Source organism: Vibrio sp. E150_018 (assembly GCF_053544035.1).
In genome coordinates this window covers 193349-219573 of record NZ_JBHGNY010000002.1, presented here as the reverse complement: position 1 = coordinate 219573, position 26225 = coordinate 193349, and the positions used below count along the sequence as shown (strand labels likewise).

Annotated in this window: 25 protein-coding genes and 1 tRNA gene; 13 read left to right on the top strand and 13 right to left on the bottom strand. The window is 41.1% G+C overall.

What is annotated here, in order from left to right; genetic code table 11:
- Positions 1–93: 93 nt before the first annotated feature.
- Together ACE3G9_RS03655 and ACE3G9_RS03650 are read right to left on the bottom strand one after the other, a co-directional pair.
- The gene (locus ACE3G9_RS03655; protein WP_449218500.1) at positions 94–1524 is read right to left on the bottom strand and encodes an NAD-dependent succinate-semialdehyde dehydrogenase; all 1431 of its coding nucleotides are present in this window, start codon (positions 1522–1524) and stop codon (positions 94–96) included.
- Between the two features lie 219 nt (positions 1525–1743).
- Positions 1744–1828 (bottom strand) — tRNA-Leu (locus ACE3G9_RS03650).
- A gap of 200 nt (positions 1829–2028) precedes the next feature.
- Between ACE3G9_RS03650 and ACE3G9_RS03645 the strand changes: the two genes are divergently transcribed.
- Positions 2029–2502, top strand: coding sequence for an RDD family protein (locus ACE3G9_RS03645; RefSeq protein ID WP_417880120.1), 474 nt, complete (start codon positions 2029–2031; stop codon positions 2500–2502).
- 95 nt (positions 2503–2597) lie between these two features.
- Here ACE3G9_RS03645 and lptG read toward each other — a convergent pair whose 3' ends face one another.
- Positions 2598–3671: an LPS export ABC transporter permease LptG gene (gene lptG / locus ACE3G9_RS03640; protein WP_449218499.1), complete on the bottom strand. Its 1074-nt coding sequence runs from the start codon at positions 3669–3671 to the stop codon at positions 2598–2600.
- Complete coding sequence (lptF, locus tag ACE3G9_RS03635; RefSeq protein ID WP_417880118.1) at positions 3664–4770, bottom strand: LPS export ABC transporter permease LptF; 1107 nt, start codon at positions 4768–4770, stop codon at positions 3664–3666. The genes lptG and lptF overlap by 8 nt, the downstream gene beginning before the upstream one ends.
- Before the next feature lie 247 nt (positions 4771–5017).
- On the opposite strand from lptF, the gene pepA reads away from it, so the two are divergent.
- The 3 genes from pepA (at position 5018) to ACE3G9_RS03620 (ending at position 10061) form a co-directional block, all read left to right on the top strand.
- Positions 5018–6532: a leucyl aminopeptidase gene (pepA, locus tag ACE3G9_RS03630; RefSeq protein ID WP_417880117.1), complete on the top strand. Its 1515-nt coding sequence runs from the start codon at positions 5018–5020 to the stop codon at positions 6530–6532.
- An 82-nt stretch (positions 6533–6614) separates the two neighbouring features.
- Entirely contained in the window at positions 6615–7091 is a 477-nt protein-coding gene (locus ACE3G9_RS03625; protein ID WP_417880116.1) for a DNA polymerase III subunit chi, read from the top strand.
- Positions 7092–7202: 111 nt separating this feature from the next.
- Positions 7203–10061 (top strand): valine--tRNA ligase, encoded by a 2859-nt coding sequence (locus ACE3G9_RS03620; protein WP_449218498.1) that lies wholly within the window; start codon positions 7203–7205, stop codon positions 10059–10061.
- 41 nt (positions 10062–10102) lie between these two features.
- On the opposite strand, the gene ACE3G9_RS03615 is transcribed toward ACE3G9_RS03620, so the two are convergent.
- Entirely contained in the window at positions 10103–11320 is a 1218-nt protein-coding gene (locus tag ACE3G9_RS03615) for a hypothetical protein (RefSeq protein ID WP_449218497.1), read from the bottom strand.
- 2 nt (positions 11321–11322) lie between these two features.
- Positions 11323–11514, bottom strand: a complete 192-nt coding sequence (locus ACE3G9_RS03610) for a hypothetical protein (protein WP_417880112.1) — start codon at positions 11512–11514, stop codon at positions 11323–11325.
- A 273-nt stretch (positions 11515–11787) separates the two neighbouring features.
- On the opposite strand from ACE3G9_RS03610, the gene ACE3G9_RS03605 reads away from it, so the two are divergent.
- The gene (locus ACE3G9_RS03605) at positions 11788–12240 is read left to right on the top strand and encodes a DUF2061 domain-containing protein (protein WP_417880111.1); all 453 of its coding nucleotides are present in this window, start codon (positions 11788–11790) and stop codon (positions 12238–12240) included.
- A 153-nt stretch (positions 12241–12393) separates the two neighbouring features.
- Complete coding sequence (locus ACE3G9_RS03600) at positions 12394–12879, top strand: GNAT family N-acetyltransferase (RefSeq protein WP_449218496.1); 486 nt, start codon at positions 12394–12396, stop codon at positions 12877–12879.
- Between the two features lie 23 nt (positions 12880–12902).
- On the opposite strand, the gene ACE3G9_RS03595 is transcribed toward ACE3G9_RS03600, so the two are convergent.
- On the bottom strand, positions 12903–13703 hold the full coding sequence (locus tag ACE3G9_RS03595) for a glycosyl hydrolase 2 galactose-binding domain-containing protein (protein ID WP_449218495.1): 801 nt from the start codon (positions 13701–13703) through the stop codon (positions 12903–12905).
- A gap of 76 nt (positions 13704–13779) precedes the next feature.
- Positions 13780–14214 carry a ribonuclease E inhibitor RraB gene (gene rraB, locus ACE3G9_RS03590; protein WP_449218494.1) on the bottom strand — a complete coding sequence of 145 codons (435 nt, stop codon included), beginning with the start codon at positions 14212–14214 and terminating at the stop codon, positions 13780–13782.
- Positions 14215–14412: 198 nt separating this feature from the next.
- On the opposite strand from rraB, the gene ACE3G9_RS03585 reads away from it, so the two are divergent.
- The 6 genes from ACE3G9_RS03585 to ACE3G9_RS03560 all read left to right on the top strand — a co-directional run bounded on the left by ACE3G9_RS03585 (position 14413) and on the right by ACE3G9_RS03560 (position 19228).
- Positions 14413–15417 (top strand): ornithine carbamoyltransferase, encoded by a 1005-nt coding sequence (locus ACE3G9_RS03585; RefSeq protein WP_449218493.1) that lies wholly within the window; start codon positions 14413–14415, stop codon positions 15415–15417.
- A gap of 254 nt (positions 15418–15671) precedes the next feature.
- Positions 15672–16601: an aspartate carbamoyltransferase gene (gene pyrB, locus ACE3G9_RS03580; protein WP_417880107.1), complete on the top strand. Its 930-nt coding sequence runs from the start codon at positions 15672–15674 to the stop codon at positions 16599–16601.
- A 15-nt stretch (positions 16602–16616) separates the two neighbouring features.
- Positions 16617–17078 carry an aspartate carbamoyltransferase regulatory subunit gene (pyrI, locus tag ACE3G9_RS03575; protein ID WP_417880106.1) on the top strand — a complete coding sequence of 154 codons (462 nt, stop codon included), beginning with the start codon at positions 16617–16619 and terminating at the stop codon, positions 17076–17078.
- Positions 17079–17104: 26 nt separating this feature from the next.
- Positions 17105–17494 carry a Rid family detoxifying hydrolase gene (locus ACE3G9_RS03570; RefSeq protein ID WP_417880105.1) on the top strand — a complete coding sequence of 130 codons (390 nt, stop codon included), beginning with the start codon at positions 17105–17107 and terminating at the stop codon, positions 17492–17494.
- A 139-nt stretch (positions 17495–17633) separates the two neighbouring features.
- Complete coding sequence (locus tag ACE3G9_RS03565) at positions 17634–18116, top strand: hypothetical protein (protein ID WP_417880104.1); 483 nt, start codon at positions 17634–17636, stop codon at positions 18114–18116.
- Entirely contained in the window at positions 18116–19228 is a 1113-nt protein-coding gene (locus tag ACE3G9_RS03560) for a GGDEF domain-containing protein (protein WP_449218492.1), read from the top strand. Before ACE3G9_RS03565 ends, ACE3G9_RS03560 begins: the two co-directional genes overlap by 1 nt.
- A gap of 59 nt (positions 19229–19287) precedes the next feature.
- Here ACE3G9_RS03560 and ACE3G9_RS03555 read toward each other — a convergent pair whose 3' ends face one another.
- The 3 genes from ACE3G9_RS03555 to ACE3G9_RS03545 all read right to left on the bottom strand — a co-directional run bounded on the left by ACE3G9_RS03555 (position 19288) and on the right by ACE3G9_RS03545 (position 22693).
- The gene (locus ACE3G9_RS03555; RefSeq protein ID WP_417880102.1) at positions 19288–20820 is read right to left on the bottom strand and encodes a DHA2 family efflux MFS transporter permease subunit; all 1533 of its coding nucleotides are present in this window, start codon (positions 20818–20820) and stop codon (positions 19288–19290) included.
- A gap of 8 nt (positions 20821–20828) precedes the next feature.
- Positions 20829–22040 (bottom strand): efflux RND transporter periplasmic adaptor subunit, encoded by a 1212-nt coding sequence (locus ACE3G9_RS03550; protein WP_417880101.1) that lies wholly within the window; start codon positions 22038–22040, stop codon positions 20829–20831.
- Positions 22041–22258: 218 nt separating this feature from the next.
- Positions 22259–22693: a MarR family transcriptional regulator gene (locus ACE3G9_RS03545; protein WP_417880100.1), complete on the bottom strand. Its 435-nt coding sequence runs from the start codon at positions 22691–22693 to the stop codon at positions 22259–22261.
- A gap of 191 nt (positions 22694–22884) precedes the next feature.
- On the opposite strand from ACE3G9_RS03545, the gene corA reads away from it, so the two are divergent.
- Entirely contained in the window at positions 22885–23838 is a 954-nt protein-coding gene (gene corA / locus ACE3G9_RS03540) for a magnesium/cobalt transporter CorA (RefSeq protein ID WP_417880099.1), read from the top strand.
- Positions 23839–23925: 87 nt separating this feature from the next.
- On the opposite strand, the gene ACE3G9_RS03535 is transcribed toward corA, so the two are convergent.
- Entirely contained in the window at positions 23926–24651 is a 726-nt protein-coding gene (locus ACE3G9_RS03535; protein WP_449218491.1) for a 1-acylglycerol-3-phosphate O-acyltransferase, read from the bottom strand.
- 272 nt (positions 24652–24923) lie between these two features.
- Entirely contained in the window at positions 24924–26180 is a 1257-nt protein-coding gene (gene murA / locus ACE3G9_RS03530; protein WP_417880097.1) for a UDP-N-acetylglucosamine 1-carboxyvinyltransferase, read from the bottom strand.
- Positions 26181–26225: the final 45 nt, after the last annotated feature.

Here is a 26225-nt window from a genome sequence, read left to right as displayed (position 1 = left end):
GTGATCCGGGGTTCGGGGGCGCTACTCTCGAGAGCTGAGAAGAAGTAGCGCTCTTCCTAGAAACTAGGAACTAGAAACCTTCTCCCTACTTCATTATCGATCTAACCCACCAATACACACGTATTTCGTCTCTAAGTATTCTTCCAAACCTTCTTTAGCCCCTTCTCGGCCATTACCCGATTGCTTCATGCCACCAAACGGCGCAACTTCCGTCGAAATAATACCTTCATTGACTCCTACCATGCCGTACTCTAGATTATGCGCAACGCGCCAAATGCGGTTCATGTCTTGGCTATAAAAATAAGCGGCTAATCCGTAGATAGTGTCATTGGCCATCGCAATCATTTTATTCTCTTCAGAAAAACGAATGATCGGTAATACTGGGCCAAAAATCTCCCCTTGAACTAATGGTCTATCGTGCTCAACATCCACCAATACCGTTGGTGCTATAAAATTACCTTCTAACGATTGCTTTTTATTTACTTGTCTTGCTCCGCGGCCTTTCGCTTCTTCAATCAAATCAGAAACTCTTTGCTTCGCCTCTTTTGAAATAAGCGGACCAATATCGGTTGACTCATCAAGCCCGTTGCCGACTTTAAGTTTATCGACTTCCACCACCAGCTTTTCAATAAATTCATCATAAACCGCATCTTGTACATAAAAGCGATTAGCACACACACACGTTTGCCCTGCATTACGGAACTTACTGGCAATCGCCCCTTTAACCGCACTATCAATATCCGCATCATCGAACACGATAAATGGCGCATTGCCACCGAGTTCCATTGAGGTACGCTTAATGGTTGAAGCACACTGCATTTGTAATTTACGCCCCACGAGAGTCGAGCCAGTGAACGAAAATTTTCGAACAGAAGGATGATAGGTAAACACCTCCCCTACATCATGCGCATTTTCGCCCACAACCATGCGTAGAACGTCTTTAGGAATACCGGCTTGGTATGCCAACTCAGTTACCGCAAATGCCGTCAGAGGCGTTGATTCAGACGGTTTACAGATAAAGCTACAACCCGCGGCAAGTGCCGGTGCGGCTTTACGGGTGATCATGGCTAATGGGAAGTTCCAAGGTGTAATTGCCGCCGCCACACCAATCGCTTGTTTTACCGTTAAAATGGTTTTGTCATTACTCGCCGATGGAATGGTATTACCGTAAGCTCGACGCCCTTCTTCAGCAAACCATTCAATAAAAGAGGCTCCGTAACGCACCTCACCTAACGCCTCTTTTAATGGCTTACCACCTTCTAAAGTGATAAGCATGGCAAGATCATCTTCATTTTGTAAAATCAATTGATGCCATTTCTTCATGAGCTGGCAGCGTTCAGCAACCGGTGTTTTCTGCCAGATTTCTTGCCCGGCTTCCATATCAACAACATCACGCTCAATTCTCGCCTGGCAAGAAACTGGCACGATAGCGAGCAAACTATTATCGAATGGATTGAATACTTGCTGTCCTTTGCCATCCGTTAACACCGAGGCAAGGAGTGTTTGATTTTTTAATTGCTTCATATTCATCCCTTTTTTGTTTTTAACATATTCAGTTTAGCTGAAATTAAATCAGTAAGACGGCTTCATAATGCGCTCAATGAGAATGAAAATCTATCGACCAAGGTCACCACTTCAAAAAATGAAGTCGCTCAGTATGGATTAAGGAAAGGGAGAAAAGAAACTCGCTAGATGTCAGATGCCAAAAAGGCGCTCAATTGCTTGAACGCCTTTCTTTAAATTTGGTAGCGGTGGGCGGACTTGAACCGCCACGCCCGAAGGCAACGGATTTTGAATCCGTCGTGTATACCAATTTCACCACACCGCCAAATTGTCACTCAATTAGCTTATAACGCTAAGGAGTGATTGGAATTATACGTATGGAAGGCACCGGCGCAAGTGTTAAATTTTCAAAATGGTTTAATCGCTGATATTTTCACCATTAATACTAATTAGATACAAGTTTCAACTTTAAATGTCCCATACAAATGGCTATTCTGCTGACACCTTTTATAAATTAGATCGCTTATGAATTCTCAAGTACACACTAAGCCTGCTGGTTTTTTACGTCGTTTGGCGGCAATTTTTTATGATGCTCTGATTATTATTGCGGTGGAAATGATCGCGGTAGGTATTGTGATCGCCACCATGGAGGCCCTTTTATCTCAAGGTATCATCAACTACGGCTCTTATATTGATGCTAGTGATTTACTCAATCATCACCCTGTTTGGAGTATTTTATTTCATGGTTATGTGGTGTTTGTCTGGGTAGGCTTTTTAAGCTTCTTCTGGATGAAAGGACAGACTCTCGGCATGCGAGCTTGGAAGTTAAGAGTACAGAATGAAGATGGTAGTAACATTCGTTTCGCTCAATCTTTAATCCGAGCGGCTACATCTCTATTTGGGTTGGGTAATATCACGGTGTTATTTGATTCTGAAAAAAGAGCTTTGCAGGATATGTGGTCAAAATGCCAAGTAGTTCATCTACCAAAGGCAGTTTAAATTCAACTCTCTATTTGAACAACATTAAAAAGGGATGCACTTGGCATCCCTTGTTTATTTTAATACCAATCAAATTAATTATAACTATTTCACTGCTAGGCTTTCCGCTTCATCAGCATCACGGCGACCGCTAAAAAGATCACACTAGGAGCGAGTGCGCCAATTACCGGAGGTATGCCATATACCAAGCTCATCGGGCCAAATACTTCGCTGGAAATGTAGAAAGTAAAGCCTGCGATAACACCTGATAAAATTCTCGCCCCCATGGTCACACTACGAAGCGGACCAAAGACAAACGATAGCGCCATCAACATCATCACAGCGATGGATAATGGCTGGAAGACTTTACGCCAAAAAGCTAATTCATAGCGAGATGGATCTTGCTCTGAATCTCTCAAATAGGTCACATAACTATATAAACCGGTTAACGATAATTCTTCTGGCTTAACCGTGACTACTGCTAGCTTGTCCGGTGTTAATGTCGTGTGCCATTCATAATTAGGCTCTTTCACTTTACTAAGCTGAACATCATTTTTCATCTTTGTAATTTGAACATCTTTCATCATCCAACGGTTATCATCTTCGTATCGAACGGTTTGCGATACCAGAATATCATTGAGTTTTTTCTTTTGATCAAACTGCCAGATAGTCACACCTTTCAACTCATCTTCGCCATTCACTCGGCCGATATAGATAAAGTTATTACCATCACGCGCCCAAACACCATCTCGAACCGAAACAATGTCACCACCGGCAATCGCCATGGCACGTGAATCTCGCGCTAGCTTTTGTGCTTGTGGCGAGCCCCATTCACCAAGAATCATCACCATTAGCATTAAAGGCACTGCGGTTTTCAATACTGAAACACCAATATTCAGCTTCGAGAAACCTGAGGCCTGCATTACCACAAGTTCAGAACTGGCGGCTAGCATACCTAAACCAATCAAGGCACCAAGTAAGGCTGCCATTGGGAAGAACATTTCGATATCACGAGGAATACTTAATACCACAAAGTACAAAGCTTCCATTAAGTCGTAAGTTCCTCGACCGACTTTACGTAACTGCTCAACGTATTTAATAATGGCAGACAAACCGACCAAGGTCGCGAGACACAAAGAAGAAGTGGCAATAATGGTTCGGCCAATATACCAATCAAGAATTTTAAACACGGCTCAACTTCCTTCTTCTCAATTTATCTCTGAGTCCACGTACAAATAAGCTATCTAAACTATTGAGAATAATCCCGGCAATCAACAAACAAGCATTTATCGACCACATTCCTAATGCTGGCGGCACAGTGCCATCTTCAATGGCCGATTTCATTGCACTGATTGCTAAGAAGTAAGCTAAATAAATCAATACAGCAGGACCTAGTTTGGCGAAACGCCCCTGTCTAGGGTTAACCGCCGATAAAGGCACCACAACTAAAGTAAGCAATGGAATACAAACAATCAAAGTTAAACGCCATTGCAGTTCGGATTTTGCTTCTAGGTCACTGATGCCGATAAGATCTTTCGTTGGAATGGCTTCCCACTTACGCTTTTTCGTTTGCACATCACGCTGACCAATTAACGCTGAGTATTCGTCATAATCGGTATTACGGTAGTCTAAAGAATTAGGAATGCCTTCATAACGAACCCCATCTTTTAGGGTCAACATTTGACGACCATCAGGAAATTCTTGCACCACACCAGAGTTAGCAAACATCACACTTGGACGAATCGAATCTCTTGGTTGTGCTTGAGCGACAAACACATTGGTCAGTTGTTTATCTTTAATATCATCAATAAAAACCACAGCACTACCATCTGGCGCAGGTTGGAACTGACCTTTTTTAAGTAAATCAATACTACTGGTTGCGGTAACTTGTTCAAGAAGTTGGGTTACTTTTTCCTGACTCCAAGGCGAAAGATATAAAGAATTAAAGCCAGCAATGACACCAGTGATCACGGCAAGATATAAAGCGGCATGCACTAAAAATTTATTACCAATCCCGGTGGCATTCATTACCGTGATTTCACTTTCAGCGTACAGGCGACCAAAAGTCAGCAAGATGCCAACATATAAACTCAATGGAAGCATTAATAATCCCATTGCTGGCATATTAAGACCAACAATAGACATAATCATACTGGCGGGAATGTCCCCATCAGATGCATCAGCTAACACACTGATAAATTTTTGGCTCAAAAACACGAGAAAAAGCACAAAGAAGACGGCGAACTGGCTTTTGAGTGTCTCGCGGATCAAATATCTAACAATAATCACGCAGCATTACCTATACAAAACTTGTTTTTTTGACGGAATCACTATAGTTTTCCGATGAGTCTATTATTTTTAATGTTTTTTAACTATATTAATCTTTAAATATCGAGTGAATTTTCAAAAACACTCGATTTACTATTTCTAACTAAATCTTGTGTCGCTTAATTCTAGAACAGTTTGCCCAATGGCAACGAAGAATAAGCATTATCCAACATTTAGTTCTATTTGTCTTTAGGATGTAGGAGTACGCATGGAGTTCAGTGTAAAAAGTGGCAGCCCAGAAAAACAACGCAGCGCTTGTATAGTCGTTGGAGTGTTTGAGCCACGTCGCCTTTCTCCTGTCGCCGAGCAACTAGATAAAATCAGCGACGGCTATATTAGTTCATTATTACGTCGAGGTGACCTCGAAGGTAAACCAGGTCAAATGCTGCTATTGCACCAAGTACCGGGCATGTTATCTGAACGTGTTCTACTTGTTGGTTGCGGTAAAGAACGTGAACTAGGCGAACGTCAATACAAAGATATTATCCAAAAAACCATTAGTACCTTGAACGACACCGGCTCAATGGAAGCAGTATGCTTCTTAACAGAGCTACATGTCAAAGGGCGTGATACTTATTGGAAAGTTCGTCAAGCAATTGAATCAACAAAAGATAGCCTTTACACATTTAATCAATTTAAGAGCAACAAGCCAGAAACTCGCCGCCCTCTACGTAAATTAGTATTTAACGTACCAACTCGTCGAGAGCTGAACCTAGGCGAAAAAGCGATTGCTCATGGTTTAGCGGTTTCATCAGGTGTGAAAGCATCGAAAGATCTTGGCAATATGCCACCAAATGTTGCAAACCCTGCTTATCTTGCTTCCCAAGCACGTCGCCTAGCCGATGATTTCGAAACCATCACAACCAAAATCATTGGTGAAGAAGAGATGGAAAAACTCGGAATGCACTCTTACCTAGCGGTAGGTCGTGGTTCGCGCAATGAATCTATGATGTCCATCATCAACTATAAAGGTAACCCAGATCCAGAAGCCAAACCAATTGTGCTTGTGGGTAAAGGTTTAACTTTTGATTCGGGCGGTATTTCATTAAAGCCAGGCGAAGGCATGGATGAAATGAAATACGATATGTGTGGCGCAGCCTCTGTCTTTGGTACCATGAAAGCACTCGCGAAATTAAACTTACCAATTAACGTGGTTGGTGTGTTAGCGGGCTGTGAAAATATGCCAGGTAGCAACGCTTACCGCCCAGGTGATATTTTAACAACAATGTCAGGCCAAACGGTTGAAGTATTAAATACCGATGCAGAAGGTCGTTTAGTACTTTGTGATGCTCTAACTTATGTCGAGCGTTTCGATCCTGATTGTGTCATTGATGTAGCAACCTTAACAGGCGCTTGTGTGATTGCACTAGGTCATCACATCAGTGGTGTGATTGCCAACCATAACCCGCTATCACATGAGATTGTCAACGCATCAGAGCAAGCAGGTGACCGCGCATGGCGTCTACCTATGTCTGATGAGTACCAAGAACAACTCAATAGTCCATTTGCTGATATGGCAAACATCGGCGGTCGCCCAGGTGGTACAATCACCGCAGGCTGTTTCTTATCTCGCTTTACTAAGAAATACAATTGGGCACACCTTGATATTGCAGGCACAGCTTGGAAATCAGGCGCACAAAAAGGCTCAACAGGCCGTCCAGTACCGTTACTAGTACAATTCTTAGTCAATCGTGCATCAGGCTCGCAAATCATAGAAGAATAATTCTTATCTCTTTGATGAGCTAATCGTATAAAATGGGGGCCTTTACGGTCCCCTTTCATTTTGGTGAACACAAAATCTGCGTATGGCTATTGCAACTTTTTACATCATTGAACCAAACAGCTTGCAAGATACCACTACTGGCCATATTGACTATGTAGTGTATTTAGCCAGCCATTTTGCTTCTCAAGGAGCAAAAGTGTACATCAATGCACAAGATCAAAGCCAAGCAGAAGCCATAGATGAAGCGTTCTGGCAAAAAGAACCTGAACAATTTCAACCGCATAACTTATCTGGGGAAGGACCACAATATGGTACCTCAATTGAAATTGGTTTTAGCCAAGTAAAGCCACATCGCAACCGCCAGTTAGTTATCAATATGGCGAATGATAATACAATTTTTGCTCAGACCTTTAGACAAGTGGTAGACTTCGTTCCTTGCGAAGAAAAACCAAAGCAACAAGCTCGAGAAAGGTATAAAATCTACCGACAAGCTGGCTTTGAAATGCAGACAATTAACATTAAAAACGTTACTCGTAGCTCGGAAAAGCAAAGCACGTAAATCGAGTAACGAATAAATCGAGCAGCGAAGCGCCCTAGCAACGAAAAAGCGCAGCGCTCTAGGCTCGAAAAACATTATTTTTCACGCTCAACGTATCGATAAAAGAAGACTATGGAAAAGACATATAACCCAACATCAATTGAACAAGCGCTATACCAGCGTTGGGAAGAGGCTGGTTACTTTAAGCCTCATGGTGATACTTCAAAGCAAGCCTACAGCATTGTCATTCCACCGCCGAACGTCACCGGTAGTCTTCACATGGGCCACGCCTTCCAAGATACCATCATGGATACTTTGATCCGTTGTGAGCGTATGAAAGGCAAAAACACCCTTTGGCAAGTCGGTACCGACCATGCTGGTATTGCGACTCAAATGGTGGTTGAGCGTAAGATCGCAGCAGAAGAAGGCAAAACAAAACACGATTACGGTCGTGAAGCCTTTATCGATAAGATCTGGGATTGGAAAGCTGAATCTGGTGGTAACATCACTCGTCAGCTTCGTCGTCTTGGCGCATCAGTTGATTGGGAACGTGAACGCTTTACTATGGATGATGGCCTATCTAATGCCACCCGTGAAGTTTTCGTCCGTCTTTATGAAGATGACCTCATTTACCGCGGCAAACGCCTAGTAAACTGGGATCCCAAACTGCACACCGCGATTTCTGATCTTGAAGTTGAAAACAAAGACAAAAAAGGTCACATGTGGCACTTCCGCTACCCATTAGCCGATGGTGCATTAACCGCGGAAGGTAAAGACTACATCGTTGTCGCAACCACTCGCCCTGAAACGGTACTAGGTGATACGGGTGTTGCGGTTAACCCAGAAGATCCTCGTTACAAAGATATCATTGGCAAAGAAATCATCTTGCCTATCGTTGATCGCCGTATTCCAATCGTTGGTGACGAACACGCCGATATGGAAAAAGGCACAGGTTGTGTGAAGATCACCCCTGCGCACGATTTCAATGACTATGAAGTGGGCAAACGCCACCAACTTCCAATGATCAACATTTTAACCCTAAATGCTGATATCCGTGATGCGGCTGAAGTCTTCACCACCACGGGTGAACCATCAGACATTTACAGCACTGACATTCCAGCTCAATACCAAGGCATGGAGCGCTTCGCAGCACGTAAAGCACTCGTTGCAGAAATGGATTCACTTGGCTTATTAGAAGAAGTTAAAGATCACGACCTAACGGTTCCTTACGGTGACCGTGGTGGCGTAGTTATCGAGCCAATGCTGACTGACCAATGGTATGTTCGCACTGCTCCTTTAGCCGCTCCAGCTGTGAAAGCGGTAGAAGATGGCGACATTCAATTCGTACCTAAGCAATATGAAAACATGTACTTTGCGTGGATGCGTGACGTACAAGACTGGTGTATCTCTCGCCAACTTTGGTGGGGTCATCGCATTCCAGCTTGGTATGACAACAACGGCAACGTTTATGTCGGTCGTACTGAAGAAGAAGTGCGTGAGAAAAACAATCTCGATCCAGTGATCGTACTACGCCAAGACGATGACGTATTAGATACCTGGTTCTCTTCAGCGCTTTGGACGTTCGGCACGATGGGCTGGCCTGAAAAAACCAAAGATCTTTCAACTTTCCACCCTACCGATGTATTGGTGTCTGGTTTTGACATCATCTTCTTCTGGGTTGCACGTATGATCATGATGACCATGCACTTTGTGAAAGATGAAGATGGTAAAGCACAAGTACCATTTAAAACCGTTTACATGACTGGCCTTATCCGTGATGAAAACGGCGATAAGATGTCTAAGTCAAAAGGTAACGTACTTGACCCAATCGATATGATTGACGGTATTGATCTTGAATCTCTGGTTGAAAAACGTTGCGGCAACATGATGCAGCCTCAGCTTGCGAAGAAGATCGAGAAAAACACCCGTAAAACTTTTGAAAACGGTATCGAACCTTATGGTACTGATGCCTTGCGTTTCACCCTAGCAGCCATGGCTTCAACTGGCCGTGACATCAACTGGGATATGAAACGTCTTGAAGGTTACCGTAACTTCTGTAACAAACTATGGAACGCAAGCCGTTACGTATTGATGAACACAGAAGAGCAAGATTGTGGTTTTGCTGAAGGTGCTGAGCTTGAATATTCTCTAGCCGACAAATGGATTGAATCTCAATTCGAAATCGCCGCTAAAGAGTTCAATGCGCATATCGAAAACTTCCGTCTAGATATGGCTGCTAACACGCTATACGAGTTTATCTGGAACCAATTCTGTGACTGGTACTTAGAGCTGACTAAGCCAGTATTATGGAAAGGGACTGAAGCAAAACAACGTGCTACTCGTCGTACTCTCATTACTGTACTAGAGAAAACATTGCGCCTTGCGCACCCTGTGATCCCATACATCACAGAGTCTATCTGGCAGAGCGTAAAACCGCTTGTTCCTGGCGTTGAAGGCGACACCATCATGACTCAGGCCATGCCTCTATTTGATGAAAGCAACTTCGATCAAAAAGCACTAGACGATATCGAGTGGGTAAAACAATTCATCACTTGTATCCGTAACTTACGTGCAGAATACGATATCGCGCCAAGCGTCCCGCTTTCAATTATGCTAAAAGCCGATTCGGTTGATGCTAAACGTCTTGAAGATAACCTAGCGGTATTAAGCTCTCTAGGTAAACTGGAAGAAGTGAAAGTATTAACGGAAGGCGAAGAAACACCAGCATGTGCAACGTCACTGGTAGGAAAATCAACTATCATGGTGCCAATGGCTGGTCTGATTGATAAAGATGCGGAACTGGCTCGTCTTGATAAAGAAGTCGCGAAAACCCAAGGTGAAATTAAACGCATCGAAGGTAAACTAAACAATCAAGGCTTTGTCGCAAAAGCACCAGAAGCCGTTGTGACAGCCGAGCGCGCTAAGCTTGAAGGCTACCAAGAAACCTTGATTAAGCTAGAAGAGCAAAAAGCGACTATTGCTGCTTTATAAGCGGATTATTTAAGTAATACTCTCAAAGGCTAACCGAAAGGTTAGCCTTTTTTAAAGGTATTTTTTATTATTCTGTCACTAATATTAATAATCGCAGCTGGTATAAATAGCTCTTTTTTGTAAGGTTTACTCTTACCTAATTGTCTGAGCATTTTATTTTTACCCATACCGTTGCCATAAAATAATAGTGAGCGAATTATATATGGGCCATCTGATTTTCTTAATTTCTCGCCAGGAACAGAAAATGTATCGGATAACTCCTCTCGAGATATTGTTAACTTAAATTCATTCTCACCTTTGGCAACTTGAAATCGGTCACCAATATTCATATCAAAATGCCGTTCACTAAAAGATCCTTTAAGCATACCGTATAAATCGAACGTTCCTTCTCGATGAAAAGTTGCATTTACAGTGACTAAAATATCATTCACACATACATCATTAGGAATAACAACTTGGACACTATCTACTGTCGCCACTTGCTCCGTTACTACCATATTTTTTCCAGCATATGCTTGGTATTGATAACCCAAGCGGTGAGCCACTACTTTACTCTCAACAATATGCTCTCCCACTTGCTGGTAAGGAATGCTATTTGGGGCTGTATAAACACCATCTCCAGCCACTGCGCCTAAGCCAGAGCCATCATCGTACCCCACTAATTTATCCATACGACCATCAGGATAAGTGACAGTGATAGGAACCTCTGCATTTAAAACAGGCTGACCATTTGCTGTCACCAATATTGCTGGGAGCATAAAATCACCAACCACAGCTAAATGACTCAGTATCGCCACTTTGGCGTTGAGGATAGAACGTTTAAATACTTGAAGTGCAATAATAGAATCATAATTCACGTCATCATATTGAATAATAAATTTCCAAGTGCCCGTTCTATTTCCAACTTCCAATGGAGGTAGTTCATACATTGCTCCAGGAAGCCCTGGTTCAATTTCATCGCCATAACTAATTTTAATCGATTCATGGTGACTATCGAGCACACTATTTCCGTTTGAATCCAGCAATTCAAAATGTACGTTAGTGATAGGAATAACGACAGAAGCAAAAAAAGATTGCCCTCGATTAACCTCAAATTCTACCACGGTCTGACGATCGCCTTTTTTAAAAGGTGCATCAATGATTTCAAACAATTCATTACCGGAAAATAAAGGAACTGAGTCTCTCGCTAAAAGCTGAGAACTAAAACCAAAGACTATACTCAACACCAAAACTTTTAAAATATTGCCATACAATGTCATGATTATTCTCCCCCGCGCATTGTCATAATTTGATTGATAAACAGATTCATCGTATTGGGGTTTTTCACCGTACTATGATTTGCTTTTTTAACTCCTAACGAAGTTGCAAATGTTGGTAATGCACTTCCAACGGTTACGACAATATCATTGTCATGCAATGTACTCTCATCTTGAGCTTCGGCTTGATAAATCACACGTACAACGACTTTTTACTACTATATTCATCTATTTCATTTCAGAGCTAACGTGTGTGAATTAAACCGGAAAGAATGTTAATAAATTAAAAAAAGAGATAAGTATTAAAAAAGATTACATTTCATAAAAACTCACATAAGACACCGAACAACGCAAAAACATAAAATCAATAGTTTTTACCTATCAAACAAATAACCACAAACTTACTTTACGTAATGAGAATTATTCGCAATAATGTACTCAACAAAACAAAGACATTATTCGGAGTCATTATGAAAAAGACATTTACTTTCGCTATCTTACATTTCACTGTTGCTTTTACCGTTGCTTATGTATTAACCGGTGACATTATCTTAGGTAGTTTAATCGCAATGATTGAACCAATGGTGAACACAGTTGCTTTCTACTTCCATGAAAAAGCATGGCAGCAACCAAAGTGGGCCCGTTTAGCAATGTTAAAACCGAGTCGTAAAACCGCAAGCTTCGCTGTGTTGCACTTTAGCGTAGCGTTCTTAGTCGTTTACTTATTAACAGGTGATGTGTTTGTCGGTGGTTTGATGGCGATGTTAGAGCCAAGTATTAATACGGTTGTATTCTACTTCCACGAGCGTGTATGGCAACATAATGAAAAAGCGAAAATCAGCTTACATTGCCACCATCATGAACTACAACAACATAGTATTGAAGTAACAGAAGTAAAAAATGATCAAGTCAGAGCCTATTAATCGCACAACCAAAAGTTAAACAACAAACGCCCACGACCCACTACTCCGAATAAGATAGTGGGCGTTTTTGTTTTTCATTTTTATTTTCATAGCCGAGAAATATTGGGATACACTCTCTGCTATTACTCATATCCTTAAGAATCCAGTCGTACTATGTCTTACACCATTCGCCCTATTGAGCCGCAAGATAACCCTCACATTGCTCAAGTCATTCGTGATGTTTCAGCAGAGTTTGGCTTAACCGCCGATAAAGGTTATAGCGTGGCCGATCCAACTTTAGATACCTTATTTGAGATCTATCAAGCGACGCGTTCTCACTACTGGGTAATGGTTGATAAAGACGGTCTGGTTGTGGGTGGTGCGGGGATTGCCCCACTCGCCGGTAAGCCCGAAGTGTGTGAATTACAGAAGATGTATATTTTAAATCGCGCTCGTGGCCAAGGTTTCGCTAAGCAGTTAATTGATGTTTGCTTTGATCAAGCGAGAGAAATCGGCTTTGAACAGTGTTATTTAGAATCAACCGCGGAGCTGAAAGCAGCGCTTACTTTATATCAAAAGCTTGGTTTTCAACATTTAGATGAGCCTTGGGGAAATACCGGTCACAGTGATTGTGAAGTAGTCATGGCTAAAACGCTATAATCACAATGAATAAAACCTAAGGTTTATAGCGGATGATGGCTAACGCTTTGCGTTTCTGATAACGCCACATTAAACCTAAAGTGATAGCCATCTAAGTGAACATAAAGTTCAGTATTACCAGATAATGCTTGATTAGTTTCTTGCTCTATGACCGCTTGCTTAGGAGCATCAACCTGAAAAATAGCCGTCACATGATCGCTTCTCACATCTAAAGGTATGGTGTACATCATCCCTTCGTATTTTATTTGAGTTGAAACTAACCCGGGCTTTAATGTCGAATAATACACATCAACCTTTAGCTCACAGCCACCACCGTGATGCCAAATTTGCTCAGTCACCACATGTTGCAATCGAACATTACGCACTAAACGTAAAAAGGGTGTGCGCTTAATTTCACTGACAATTGCAGCATCACTAACAGGATCGCCTAAGTGACAAACCGATGCTTCTTCAATCAAGAAATCATCATCAGGTTCTAAAAACAGAATCTCAATCCGATTTTTACCAAGGTTAAGATAAGGCTGAATATCTTTTTGATAACGATATTGGCTACCATCACAGTCAAATACTGCCACCCCACCCACTCGCACTTCGGCATAACGATCAATACCATCGATCACAAGATCTACCCCTGCAAGATCTAACATTGATTGATCGACCTCGATATCGTGCATTAGATGCCATTCTTGCTGATCAATCTCTTGTTCAGTTAAGTAGCTAGGTAATACCGAACTCAATTTGGCAGGAAAAGCGATATCCGCTTGCGGGATAGATAAATCAGTAAGTGGCGATATTTGCCAAAGGCCATCAAGTAAAAAATGCATAATCGTCCGTGAATAAAATTTAGATATAAAAATACCAGCCATATTCAGCTGGTATTTATTAACGAAAAGAAAAGCGTTATTCGCTGTCGTAGTCGTCATTCTCTTCATCATAAATCGCATCTTCACCTTCATAGAAGGTGCCCCAGCCATCATAGATAATGTCAAACTTTTCAGCCAAATGGACAAGCTTCTCAACTTGCTCATCAATAAGATTAGCATTTAAAGCCGATTGCATGATCGCATCACAGCACAATACTTTGCTGCCATCTTCGTCTTCCGTTTCTTCAGCTTCTAAAACCTCAAAGCCCATTTGGAATGCTTCCATCACCGCTTTTTCTAATGTTGCGAAATCTTCAGCGAATAAATGGTGCTCAATATCGTAAAGCGCATCTGGATCACTGCCATCTTCAATCAATGCTGCGATAATTTCACGTGTTTCTTCTTTTTGAAATTCAATCAGTTCTTCTACCGACATGTAATCGTCTTGCATCGATTGATCATTATTAGACATAGCTTAAGCTCCAGTGTGGGCGAATTTTCAATGTAGATTAATACGGTGTATTTTGCCATGAAAGCTCATACTAAGTAAGCGTTAATATGCCTATTAGTTATACTTTGATTTCCACCACACACAAGTTAAATAAAAATTCACTTTATTGGCATTTTTATGTATAAGTAACTTTTACCACCGACTCACAAGGACGTAGTTATGGCTTTCAACTTACGCAACCGTAATTTCTTAAAACTGTTGGATTTTACGCCGAAAGAAATCGATTTTTTACTCAGCTTATCTCGCGATCTAAAACGCGCTAAATACGCAGGCTGTGAGAAGAAATCACTGGTAGGTAAAAATATCGCGCTGATCTTTGAAAAATCTTCTACTCGTACTCGTTGCGCTTTTGAAGTTGCCGCGTTTGATCAAGGCGCGCAAGTCTCCTATCTCGGCCCTTCCGGTTCGCAAATTGGCCATAAGGAATCAATGAAAGATACCGCGCGTGTTTTGGGCCGTATGTATGATGGCATCGAATATCGCGGATTTGGACAAGCGATTGTGGAAGAACTCGGAGAGCATGCTGGTGTACCGGTTTGGAATGGCTTAACCGATGAATTTCACCCAACGCAAATTTTAGCTGACTTCCTGACTATGCAAGAGTACAGCCAAGACAAACCATTAAATGAAGTGAGTTTTGCTTACTTAGGGGATGCTCGAAACAACATGGGTAATTCATTGATGGTTGGCGCAGCGAAAATGGGAATGGATATTCGCTTAGTTGCACCGAAAGCATTTTGGCCAGAAGAAAGCCTAGTGAAAGCTTGCCAAACTATCGCCCAAAGTACTGGCGCTAAAATCACACTCACTGAAGATGTGACCAAAGGTGTTCAAGGTTGTGATTTCTTATATACCGATGTGTGGGTTTCTATGGGTGAAGCGGCAGATGCTTGGGATGAACGTGTTGCCTTGATGACGCCTTATCAAATTAATATAGATATGATTAATGCTACCAACAATCCAAATGTGAAATTTATGCACTGCTTACCTGCTTTTCATAATGATGAAACTACTGTCGGTAAAGAAGTGGCTGAAAAATACGGCATGAAAGGCTTAGAAGTAACAGAGGAAGTGTTTGAATCAGACTACTCTATTGTCTTCGACCAAGCAGAAAACCGCATGCATACGATTAAAGCCATCATGGTGGCGACTTTAGGTGACTAGCATCATTAGATAAACAGAAATCAAGGCACATAATAATTAGCCTAGGGCTTTAGCAAACGCTTGCGCTTACTTTTATTGGGAGTATAATTTCCGCCAATTATCAAAGGAGTGAGCAATGCGACTGTTAAGCCTAAATATCAAATTTTGCTTCAAGCAAATGGGCTTATTTAATTCTGTTATTGCTTTTATTCTTTTATGATCAAGCCTCCTTTATTGGGGGCTTTTTTGTATCTAAAGCTAGCTAAGGACAAATCATGGCGAACTCGCTCTATCAAAAGCACATTATTTCCATTCCAGAACTGTCTCGTCAGGAGCTTGAATTAATCATTCAGACTGCCGCACAAATTAAAGAGAATCCTCAGCCAGAGTTGATCAAAGGCAAAGTGGTGGCAAGCTGCTTCTTTGAGCCCTCCACTCGTACTCGATTGTCTTTTGAAACCGCCATTCAACGTATTGGTGGTAGTGTGATTGGCTTTGATAACGCGGGGAATACTTCTCATGCGAAAAAAGGCGAAACGCTTGCCGATTCAATCCGCATCATTTCTTCTTATGTCGATGCGTTTGTAATGCGTCATCCACAAGAAGGTGCGGCACGCTTAGCATCTGAGTTCTCCAACGATACACCTATCATCAATGCGGGTGACGGTTCAAACCAACATCCAACCCAGACCTTGCTTGATTTGTACAGCATTTATGAAACGCAAAGCACTTTAGATAATATCAATATCGCGTTTGTCGGAGATTTAAAATACGGCCGCACCGTGCACTCGTTAACTCAAGCGCTCGCTAAGTTCAGCAACGTACGTTTTTATTTTGTCGCTCCTGAAGCGCTAGCGATGCCTGATTATATTTATGAAGAGCTGGATGATGCAGGCATAGAATACAGCTTGCATACCGATATGGATGAAGTGATTCCTAAGCTAGATATTTTATACATGACGCGCGTACAAAAAGAGCGTTTTGATGAGTCAGAATATGCTCATATTAAATCCGCTTTTGTATTAACCGCATCGGCATTAAAAAATGCTAAAGATAATTTGAAAGTGCTTCATCCACTGCCTCGTGTTGATGAAATCACGGTTGATGTTGATAAAACGCCATACGCTTATTATTTCGAACAAGCAGAGAATGGCGTTTACGCACGTACCGCACTGCTTGCACTTGTTCTAAACCAAACTTTATAATCACGGAGGCCTTCCATGTCTAAGCAATACCAATTACAAGTTGAAGCCATTAAAAACGGCACCGTGATCGACCACATTCCTGCACATATTGGCATAAAAGTGCTTAAACTATTTCAAATGGATAACTCAAATGAAAGAGTCACCGTCGGTTTAAATTTGCCCTCTTCGGCTCTTGGCGCTAAAGATTTACTCAAAATTGAAAATACCTTTATCACCGAAGAGCAAGCACAAAAACTCGCTTTATACGCACCTCATGCCACGGTGAATCAAATTGAAGATTATCAAGTCGTCAAGAAACTCGCCTTAACCTTGCCAAAAGTGGTGACTGACGTATTCAACTGTGCAAATAGCAATTGTATTACTCACAATGAACCAGTTTCGAGTAGCTTTTCTGTTATTGAAAAAAATGATGATATTCGCTTAAAGTGTAAGTATTGTGAGAAGAGCTTTTCTCGCGAAATCATGACTGAGAAATAATACCACGGAATAACAAGGAAAAAATAATGACTAAAGTATTGCATACTGAATCAGCACCCGCAGCGATTGGCCCATACGTTCAAGGCGTTGATCTTGGCAGTATGATAATGACATCAGGCCAAATTCCAGTGAACCCAACAACTGGTGAAGTACCATCTGAGATTACCGCTCAGGCTCGCCAGTCTTTAGATAATGTTAAGGCAGTTGTCGAGTCTTCAGGCTTAACGGTGGGTGATATTGTTAAAATGACCGTATTTGTAAAAGACTTAAATGACTTTGTTGCAATAAATGAAGTGTACGGCACATTCTTTGATGAACACAAAGTTGCCAACTACCCTGCACGTTCTTGTGTAGAAGTAGCGCGTTTACCAAAAGATGTTGGTATTGAAATTGAAGCGATTGCAGTTCGTAAGTAATCGATACAAGAGTAATCAATAATACTAAGTGGGAGGCCTATGCCTCTCATTTTTGTTCAAAAATCCTCCACAAAATAGCACTAATTATCATGGTAATGTTAGAATGCGACTAAATATATGCGCAGGGTAACTATTACTAATGAAATCGATAATCTCATACTCTTTTCAACTGACATTAGCTTGGGTACTAATGGTGATTTCAACTGTCGCACAATCATCGCCTATGTTGAGCTTAGAGTCATCAACAGGACAACAAATTAACTTAAGCCTTAAAGATCTCGAAATCCTGCCTCAGACGATCTTCACAACCTCGACGCCTTGGACTAAAGGGGTTCATACCTATCAAGGACCGAAGTTAAGCTTAATTACTGACAAATTTTCATCTTCTATTAATGGTATTCGAATTTATGCTTTGAATGGCTATTCCTATGACATAAATACTCAAGATTTACAAAGATATCCATTTATCTTAGTCCTTCGACAAGACGAGAAAGTACTATCACTACGTAATAAAGGACCTTTTTGGTTATTGGTACCCTTTGACCTGAACCCTAAATTACTCTCTCACGATAAACTACAGAATCAATTGGTTTGGCAAATAAACAAAATTAAGGCTTTATAATGCACCTGCATCTCTCACGACACATGATGATCAATATTGCCTTTATCTTGCTGCTATCACTATTTACTAGCGGTTTTTTATGGACTGTCTACCTACAAAAAGAAAACAATCACAATATCGATCGATTATATCGCTCGACCAATTGGTACGCCAACCGAATACTCTACCAGTCGGAAAAGTTTTTGTACAAAGCCGAATTATATCAATTAGGTGCGATTCCTTTATCAGACTTAACTCAAAGTTACGATCTCGTTTGGAACCGCCTACAACTCTTTTTAGAATCGAGTACTACAGAGCTTTTGCGCACTCGTCATCCGCAGGTCACTAAGGACGTAGAAACACTTTTTAATAGCATTAAAGCACTCAGTAATGACTTTAACGAACCAAGTAAACTTCACTCAAAAGCATTTACCGACAAAGTTGTTAACGTTAAAAATGCCCTACTAAAGTTAGATTATTCACTAAACCGAGTACTCACAAGTAGTATCAGCGAAGGTATACGTACCAATAACGATCTCATTCAGTTTTGGCAATTATCTGTTTTTATTATTACCGTATTACTTTCGACGGCTTTACTTCGAATGAGTCGACGCTCAGCAGAACTTGCACAACTCGACCCACTCACTCAATTAGGTAATAGGCGCGCCTTATCAGGCTACCTAAATAAGCAATTAAAACGCTCCTCAACAGTCTGTTTATACGCTATTGACCTAAAACTTTTTAAACAAATCAATGATCACATTGGTTATCAAGTAGGTGATCTCGTTTTAGTGAAATTTGCTCAAAGACTTGCTGCAATAAAACAATGTAAAGCTTTTAGACTTGGTGGTGATGAATTTGTACTTATTTGTACTAAATCAGGTACACCAAATAACTTAGTGGCTCGAGTTAAAGAGTTACAACAACAACTCGAATTTGATTACCAGTCCGAAGAACATCAGTTTCCAGTTCGTGTTCGCATTGGTATTACCTACTCAAATAAAAAAGGGCAACCTAAAGCAGAAGAATTACTCGACCAAGCAATCTTAGCGCTAGATGAAACTAAACGAGCAACCAATAAAGATTATGCTTTTTATCATACGCCTGCTTCATCCACTTCACCTGCCCCTTAAAAAACAAAAGGAGTGATATCATTCGCTCCTTTATTATTACGACTCAACGAACAAACTCGTTAATGCGCAGCTGCCGCCGATGAATTTGAACTTGATTTAATAAATGGTCCTTTCGCAAACCAAGTAATCACAATTAACGCAAAGAACAACCAACCTAGCATGTAGAAGTAATCAATCGTTGAGTTCATAAAAGCTTGAGTCGTGATGATGTGATCTACTGCCGCTAAATGAGCTTGCGTCTCTCCCCCCATCTTATCTAAATACTCTACCGCTGCAGGCTCATAATTACTCACATGTTCAGTCATTGTCGCATGATGAAAATCAGCTCGACGAGTCCATAACCATGTAGTTAATGACGATGCAAAGCTACCACCTAGTACACGCAAGAAAGTGGTTAAGCCCGAAGCATCAGCAATTTTCTGACCGTTCAAGTTCGATAAAAATATCGTGGTTAGGGGCATAAACATAAATGCGATACCAATTCCCATAAATAACTGCACTTGAGCAATCGAGTTAAAATCGACAAACGTATTAAAATAAGAACGTAAGAAACATGACAAGCCAATTACGACAAAGGAAATTGTCGCCAAGACTCTCATGTCCGCTTTATGCGCATATTTACCAACTAATGGCGTTAATAAAAATGGTAATATTCCCATTGGTGCAGAAGCTAAGCCCGCCCAAATCGAAGTATATCCCATGTAAATCTGTAACCACTGTGGCAAAATAATATTAATGGCAAAGAAAGCTGAATAACTTAACACTAGAGCCAGCGTGCCTACCGTATAGTTGCGATCTTTGAACAAGTATAAATTTACGATTGGATGTTCATCGGTTAATTCCCAAATGACAAATGAAATCAGAGCTATTGCTGCAATACAGCTCATTATCACAATGTGAGTTGAAGCAAACCAATCGGCATCATTCCCTAAATCAAGCACAACTTGCAGTAAACCTACCCCAAGAACTAATAAAGCAATACCAATAAAATCGATCGGCATTTTCGCTGTCACATCAACGCGATCTTTCAATTGCTGCCAAACTACCAAGCAACAAAAAATACCAATCGGTAAATTGATGAAAAAGATCCACGGCCAAGAGTAATTATCGGTTATCCACCCTCCCGTAATCGGCCCAACAATCGGCGCAACCACTGTCACCATAGAAATCAGCGCTAATGCTGCACTACGTTTGACTGATGGAAAAATTGCCAACAATAAGGTCTGACACATCGGAAACATAGGGCCAGCAAAAAAACCCTGTAGAGCACGGAATACGATAAGCTCAGGCATACTCGTCGCAATTCCACAAAGGAATGACGAAATTGTAAATAATGCCACCGATAAAATGAACAACCTAAGTTGGCCTATACGGCGAGAAAACCATCCTGTAAGTGGCAGTGCAATCGCATTACACACTGCAAATGAAGTAATTATCCAAGTACTTTGCTCTGAACTTACCCCTAAGTTACCTGCGATCGTCGGCAAGGCAACGTTAGCAATCGTACTGTCTAATACTTGCATAAACGTTGCTAAGGCGAGTGCGATTACCGCCAATGGCAGACTAGGTGGCGTGTATGTTTGATCGTTCATGAACGCCTCTATTGTGCGGTCGCTGTTGTGCCAACACTGCTTACATTAACACTTGATACACCAGCATTTTCATGCAAGATTTTAGCGACAAGCGTATCCACTTCTTCCAAAGAGTTATGATAAACATCAGTGTCATAGCGAGCGTGTTTATTCACTTCTTTAGCCAATAATTGACCATCGGTATCTTTAATATCGACTTTAGCTACCATAGACAAACCAATACGTAATGGGTATTTATCTTGGTTTTGTTCATCTAAATGAATTTTTACAGGCAAACGCTGAACAATCTTGATCCAGTTACCGCTAGCGTTTTGCGCAGGGAGTAGAGAGAACGCGCTGCCCGTACCAATACCTAGGCTTTCAATTTCACCTGTATATTGCACTTCTTCACCATAAAGATCGGAAGTTAAAGTAACTGGTTGGCCAATACGCATATCTTTCATCTGGCTTTCTTTGAAATTGGCATCAACCCACACTTGATGCAATGGAACGATTGCCATTAATTGACTACCCGGTTGTACTTGACTACCGAGTTGAACCGCACGTTTAGCCACATAACCACTAATTGGGGCAACAATTTCAGTACGCATATTATCTAAATAACTTTTACGTAACGCCGAAACCGCTGATTTCACACCTGGGTGCGTTTCTAAAACCGTGTTATCAACTAAGGCCACCGTCATTTGTAGTGATTGCTCTGCCGCTTCCAACTGGCTTTTTGCGCCTTCTAGAGTATCTTGGTAATGAATTAAATCTTCTTTTGAAATCGCGCCTTTCGAAACTAAATTTTTACGACGGTTGTAGTCATTTAAGGCTTGGCGATATTCAACTTTGCTGGCTTCAACTTTCGCTTTAAAGTTATCCGCCGACGCATACATACTACGAACTTCGCGAACTTTACTTGCTAATTTAGCTTCAGCATTTTGTAGTGCAATTTGGGTATCATTAGAATCCAACGTCACTAACACTTGACCTTTTTCCACATAATCACCAACATCTGGAATAACTTTAGTCACCGTACCTGCAATCTGTGGTGAAACCGTTACAAGGTTACCATTCACATAGGCATCATCCGTTTCTTCTACGAATTTTGCATACATTTGATAATAAGCAAACCAACCACCAGCAATCACCAACAATGCAACTAACAGGATCATAAAAGAGGTTTGGCGTTTACTTTTTTGTTTTACAGTACCTTCAATATTTTGTGTGTTTTCCATGATTCAACCATTTGATCATTAATGAATTATACCCAAGTGACTTCAAGGTGCGGAATTCAGAGCTATCATCCAAACTGTTCAGCAAGGAGGGTTGGCAAAAGAATATAGGCGCCTTTCAAACCAATATGACACGGCATAAAAGTTTGAATGAAGCTCCCGAAGGACTAATTAAAGTTACTTTTGGATATATAATTTTTTCTTGCCTAAATAACGCTTCGTTAAGGTAATAATCGCTCTAATAAACGGCTCAACTGTTTCACTTCATCAGCAGCTAAATCACCGACTAATAAGGGACTCACTTGAGTTTCAATCACCTCAATACACTCAGTTAATAATGATTGACCGGAAGACGTTAAAATTAAGATAACGCCTCTTTTATCTTCTGGGTTAGGCAACTTTTCTACTAACGACTTTTTAAGCAGTCGCTCAACCATGCGAGTCATCGATCCACAATCGATACCGAGTAATTTACTAATTTCAGCGGGTGAATTTTTTTTCTCAAATTCAATGGCCGCAAGTACTTTAAACTGAGCTGGTGTGATATCGAGTGGCATAAAATACTGTGACAGCAACCGCTCTTTATGATGGTTAACCAAACCAATTAGCTTTCCTAAAGGAATACTCGATGCATGAATATAAGGAGGAGTCGTCATAAATAACCTTCCAATTACTTGCCTAGACAATTACTTTGATAGGATTTTACTTGCCTAGGCAAAAAAGTGTCAATAAATATTTCAAAATGTAACAATAAAATCACATATGATTCAGACTGAAATTCGCATCCGATAGCCACTTAGGTATAAGATAAGAATATTCGTCCATCAGTCCAAAGGACTTCTTCACTATGCGATTTTTCAAAATAAATAACGGCTTTATTCAAGAAATAAGATATGACAAACAACAAGATCTAGAACCTCTTATCGAACAAGCTGATTGGATAGATGCCCACGATCCTAGCGACGAAGATCGTCAATTTTTATCTCAACAACTTGGTATTCGAATTCCCGGCACTAATGACGTAGAAGAAATCGAAGCGTCTTCTCGTTACTTTGTCGATCATGAAGGATTGCACGTCCACTCGCTGTTTCTCTCTCCGAGTGAAGGTCGCCATACTACCGTCAACATCGCGTCTATTCTGCAAAAAGATCGATTAATCACCATTCGTGAAGGCAGTATTGCGGATTTTCGTTTATTGCGCTTACGAGCTCGTAAAGGCCAGGTTCAATCTGATGATGTTCAATCACTGTTTATCACCATCTTGGAACAAAAAGTTGAGAATCATGCCGATACTATTGAGGATATCCATCATCAATTAGAAAAGATCAGTTATACCGTGCTGGAAGATGAGGAGTCAGATTGGGAAGAATGCATTAGCCGCCTAGCTCGACTTGAAGACAGCAATGGCAAAATTCGTTTATGTTTGATGGATACCCAGCGCGTCATTTCATTTTTATTGCGTCACTTAAAATCGACACCAGAACAACTGGAAACATTGCGTGAAATTGTGCGTGATATTGAAACATTAATGTCTCACACCACTTTCTTATTTGAAAAGATCAATTTCTTAATGGATTCGGCGCAAGGCTTTATCAGTATAGAGCAAAACCAGATCATCAAAATCTTCTCGATTGCTGCGGTTGTCTTCTTACCACCAACATTAATTGCTAGTATTTATGGGATGAACTTCCAAATTATGCCTGAGCTAGAGTGGACTTTTGGTTACCCGGCCGCTTTAGTGTTAATGGTGGCTTCAGGCTTTGCTCCTTACTTTTACTTTAAACGTAAAGGCTGGTTGTAATTTCTTCTTATACCCAAATAACAAAAAAGCCAATGAACACGAATATTCATTGGCTTTCTATTAAGTTGAATTCGAATCAAAAGAAGTTTACTTCGCATTACGCTCTAGTACTTCAGCATCGAGCTCTTCTAACTTAGCTTTCATTTGATTGCGGCACAGTTTCAGTATCTCGCGAACATTTTCTTTATTATAGCCTTCAACACTGATCGGTGGCAGCATCTCAACAATCACATGACCGTTATTCCAGCGGTTCAACTTAAGATTATCGGTTGAGCTACATACGATTGGCACAATTGGCACCTGTGCAGCAATCGCCGCATGGAAAGCACCGGTTTTAAATGGCAGTAAACCACGACCACGAGAACGTGTCCCTTCAGGAAACATCCACACTGATACTTTGCTTTTCTTAATTTGATCGGCAACTTGGCTAATAGTATCCATTGCCTTGCTACGATTAGCACGGTCAATCAAGATATTACCCGTTAGCCAATAAAGCTGACCAAATAATGGCAGCCAAACTAAGCTTTTCTTACCAACAGTAACCACATTCGGCGTTACCGCTGATGAAATGGTAAATAAATCCCAGTTATTTTGATGGTTACCTAAATAGATATGTTGGCCACGATCATAGGCATTGTCTGGAACTCTAAGTTCAAGCTTAATGCCAAACACTTTCGACATTTGGCCAAACATGCGGCCAAAAGTAAAAACATGGCGAGGGTTACGTGGGCTAAATAAACAGTAACCACAGCCAAAAATAAACATGAAGATAGCAAATATCGCGACAGCAATAATGCGTAGTAAAGCAATCATTCAGTTTCTCCAATTACATAAAGCATAAGGCAAATTGCCAACAGCCTATACAATAAAAAAGCCGAAACCATTAGGGCGTGTTTATCTTTCGTGGTGATTTTTACAGCGAGTTATTGAGCATTTTTACAAAGCCGATAACACAGTAGAAATGCCCAATAAACGTTGTCCGAAGGGTTCGGATAAAATTCAACCATGAAAGATGAATGCCCCCTTGGACTTCAGCTTCTATAGCCAAAAAAGTAAGCAGATTAAATGCTCACTTTCTCAAGCTATTATTGAAAACGTTCGATATTCGCACCAAGTGCATTGAGTTTATTTTCAATGCGGTCATAGCCACGGTCGATATGATAAATACGATCAACAATGGTCTCACCTTTAGCAATACAACCAGCAATAACCAGGCTCGCAGAAGCACGAAGGTCAGTTGCCATCACTTGTGCACCAGTTAAGCTTTCAGCATCCCCACAAATAACGGTATTACCTTCTATCTCAGCTTTAGCTCCCATACGCATTAATTCTGGTACATGCATAAAGCGATTTTCAAAGATAGTTTCTGTGATCACACCGCCGCCTTTCGCCATCATATTCAGCAAAGTAAACTGCGCTTGCATATCCGTTGGGAAGCCTGGATGTGGAGCGGTACGAATCGTGACCGCTTTTAATTCACGGCCAGTCATATCTAGGCTAATCCAATCTTCACCAGATTCTACTTTCGCCCCCGCTTCTTCAAGCTTAGCCAAAACAGCTTCGAGTAAAGAGGCTTTTGTATTACGACATACGACTTTACCGCCAGAAACAGCCGCTGCAACTAGGAATGTACCAGTCTCAATACGGTCAGCGACTACTGAGTGCTTACCTCCCGCAAGACGCTCAACGCCTTCAATGGTAATTGTCCCCGTACCGGCACCTGTAATTTTCGCACCAATCGCATTTAAAAATGCCGCGGTATCTTCAATTTCTGGCTCACGAGCCGCATTTTCTAATACCGTAGTACCTTCTGCTAAGGTTGCTGCACTCATTACTGTAATGGTTGCACCTACTGACACTTTATCCATCACGATATGCGCACCTTTCAAGCGTCCATCAACTTCCGCTTTTACGTACCCATCTTCAAGCGTAATGTTTGCACCTAGTTGCTCTAGACCATTAATATGTAAATCAACCGGGCGAGCACCGATAGCACAACCACCAGGTAAAGAAACTTGACCATGACCAAAACGAGCCACTAATGGACCTAGTGCCCAAATAGAAGCACGCATAGTTTTTACTAAATCATACGGAGCACAATATTCGTGAATTGGGCCAGAATTAACCGTTAACACTTCGCCATTTCGCTCAACTTCCGCACCGAGACGCTTAAGTAACTCAATTGAAGTATCGATATCACGCAATGCAGGAACGTTCGCAACTTCAACTGGACCTTCAGATAAAATAGCGGCGAACAAAATTGGTAACGCTGCATTTTTAGCCCCAGAAATGGTGACTTCACCTTGTAGCACGCCTGAACCGTGTACTCTAAATTTTTCCATTAGTATAAGAACCTTGCTTCTTTATTTTTAATCTTTACTTCTTTT

What these genes read in the sequence shown, in the direction of transcription:
- ACE3G9_RS03550 (WP_417880101.1), bottom strand. Translation starts at nt 22,040, where the DNA reads ATGGAAAACACACAAAATATTGAAGGTACTGTAAAACAAAAAAGTAAA.
- pyrI (WP_417880106.1), top strand. Translation starts at nt 16,617, where the DNA reads ATGTCTAAGCAATACCAATTACAAGTTGAAGCCATTAAAAACGGCACC.
- ACE3G9_RS03545 (WP_417880100.1), bottom strand. Translation starts at nt 22,693, where the DNA reads ATGACGACTCCTCCTTATATTCATGCATCGAGTATTCCTTTAGGAAAG.
- ACE3G9_RS03570 (WP_417880105.1), top strand. Translation starts at nt 17,105, where the DNA reads ATGACTAAAGTATTGCATACTGAATCAGCACCCGCAGCGATTGGCCCA.
- pyrB (WP_417880107.1), top strand. Translation starts at nt 15,672, where the DNA reads ATGGCGAACTCGCTCTATCAAAAGCACATTATTTCCATTCCAGAACTG.
- ACE3G9_RS03555 (WP_417880102.1), bottom strand. Translation starts at nt 20,820, where the DNA reads ATGAACGATCAAACATACACGCCACCTAGTCTGCCATTGGCGGTAATC.
- pepA (WP_417880117.1), top strand. Translation starts at nt 5,018, where the DNA reads ATGGAGTTCAGTGTAAAAAGTGGCAGCCCAGAAAAACAACGCAGCGCT.
- rraB (WP_449218494.1), bottom strand. Translation starts at nt 14,214, where the DNA reads ATGTCTAATAATGATCAATCGATGCAAGACGATTACATGTCGGTAGAA.
- ACE3G9_RS03655 (WP_449218500.1), bottom strand. Translation starts at nt 1,524, where the DNA reads ATGAAGCAATTAAAAAATCAAACACTCCTTGCCTCGGTGTTAACGGAT.
- ACE3G9_RS03560 (WP_449218492.1), top strand. Translation starts at nt 18,116, where the DNA reads ATGCACCTGCATCTCTCACGACACATGATGATCAATATTGCCTTTATC.
- ACE3G9_RS03565 (WP_417880104.1), top strand. Translation starts at nt 17,634, where the DNA reads ATGAAATCGATAATCTCATACTCTTTTCAACTGACATTAGCTTGGGTA.
- ACE3G9_RS03535 (WP_449218491.1), bottom strand. Translation starts at nt 24,651, where the DNA reads ATGATTGCTTTACTACGCATTATTGCTGTCGCGATATTTGCTATCTTC.
- ACE3G9_RS03585 (WP_449218493.1), top strand. Translation starts at nt 14,413, where the DNA reads ATGGCTTTCAACTTACGCAACCGTAATTTCTTAAAACTGTTGGATTTT.
- ACE3G9_RS03615 (WP_449218497.1), bottom strand. Translation starts at nt 11,320, where the DNA reads ATGACATTGTATGGCAATATTTTAAAAGTTTTGGTGTTGAGTATAGTC.
- ACE3G9_RS03620 (WP_449218498.1), top strand. Translation starts at nt 7,203, where the DNA reads ATGGAAAAGACATATAACCCAACATCAATTGAACAAGCGCTATACCAG.
- ACE3G9_RS03645 (WP_417880120.1), top strand. Translation starts at nt 2,029, where the DNA reads ATGAATTCTCAAGTACACACTAAGCCTGCTGGTTTTTTACGTCGTTTG.
- ACE3G9_RS03625 (WP_417880116.1), top strand. Translation starts at nt 6,615, where the DNA reads ATGGCTATTGCAACTTTTTACATCATTGAACCAAACAGCTTGCAAGAT.
- murA (WP_417880097.1), bottom strand. Translation starts at nt 26,180, where the DNA reads ATGGAAAAATTTAGAGTACACGGTTCAGGCGTGCTACAAGGTGAAGTC.
- corA (WP_417880099.1), top strand. Translation starts at nt 22,885, where the DNA reads ATGCGATTTTTCAAAATAAATAACGGCTTTATTCAAGAAATAAGATAT.
- ACE3G9_RS03595 (WP_449218495.1), bottom strand. Translation starts at nt 13,703, where the DNA reads ATGCATTTTTTACTTGATGGCCTTTGGCAAATATCGCCACTTACTGAT.
- ACE3G9_RS03605 (WP_417880111.1), top strand. Translation starts at nt 11,788, where the DNA reads ATGAAAAAGACATTTACTTTCGCTATCTTACATTTCACTGTTGCTTTT.
- ACE3G9_RS03600 (WP_449218496.1), top strand. Translation starts at nt 12,394, where the DNA reads ATGTCTTACACCATTCGCCCTATTGAGCCGCAAGATAACCCTCACATT.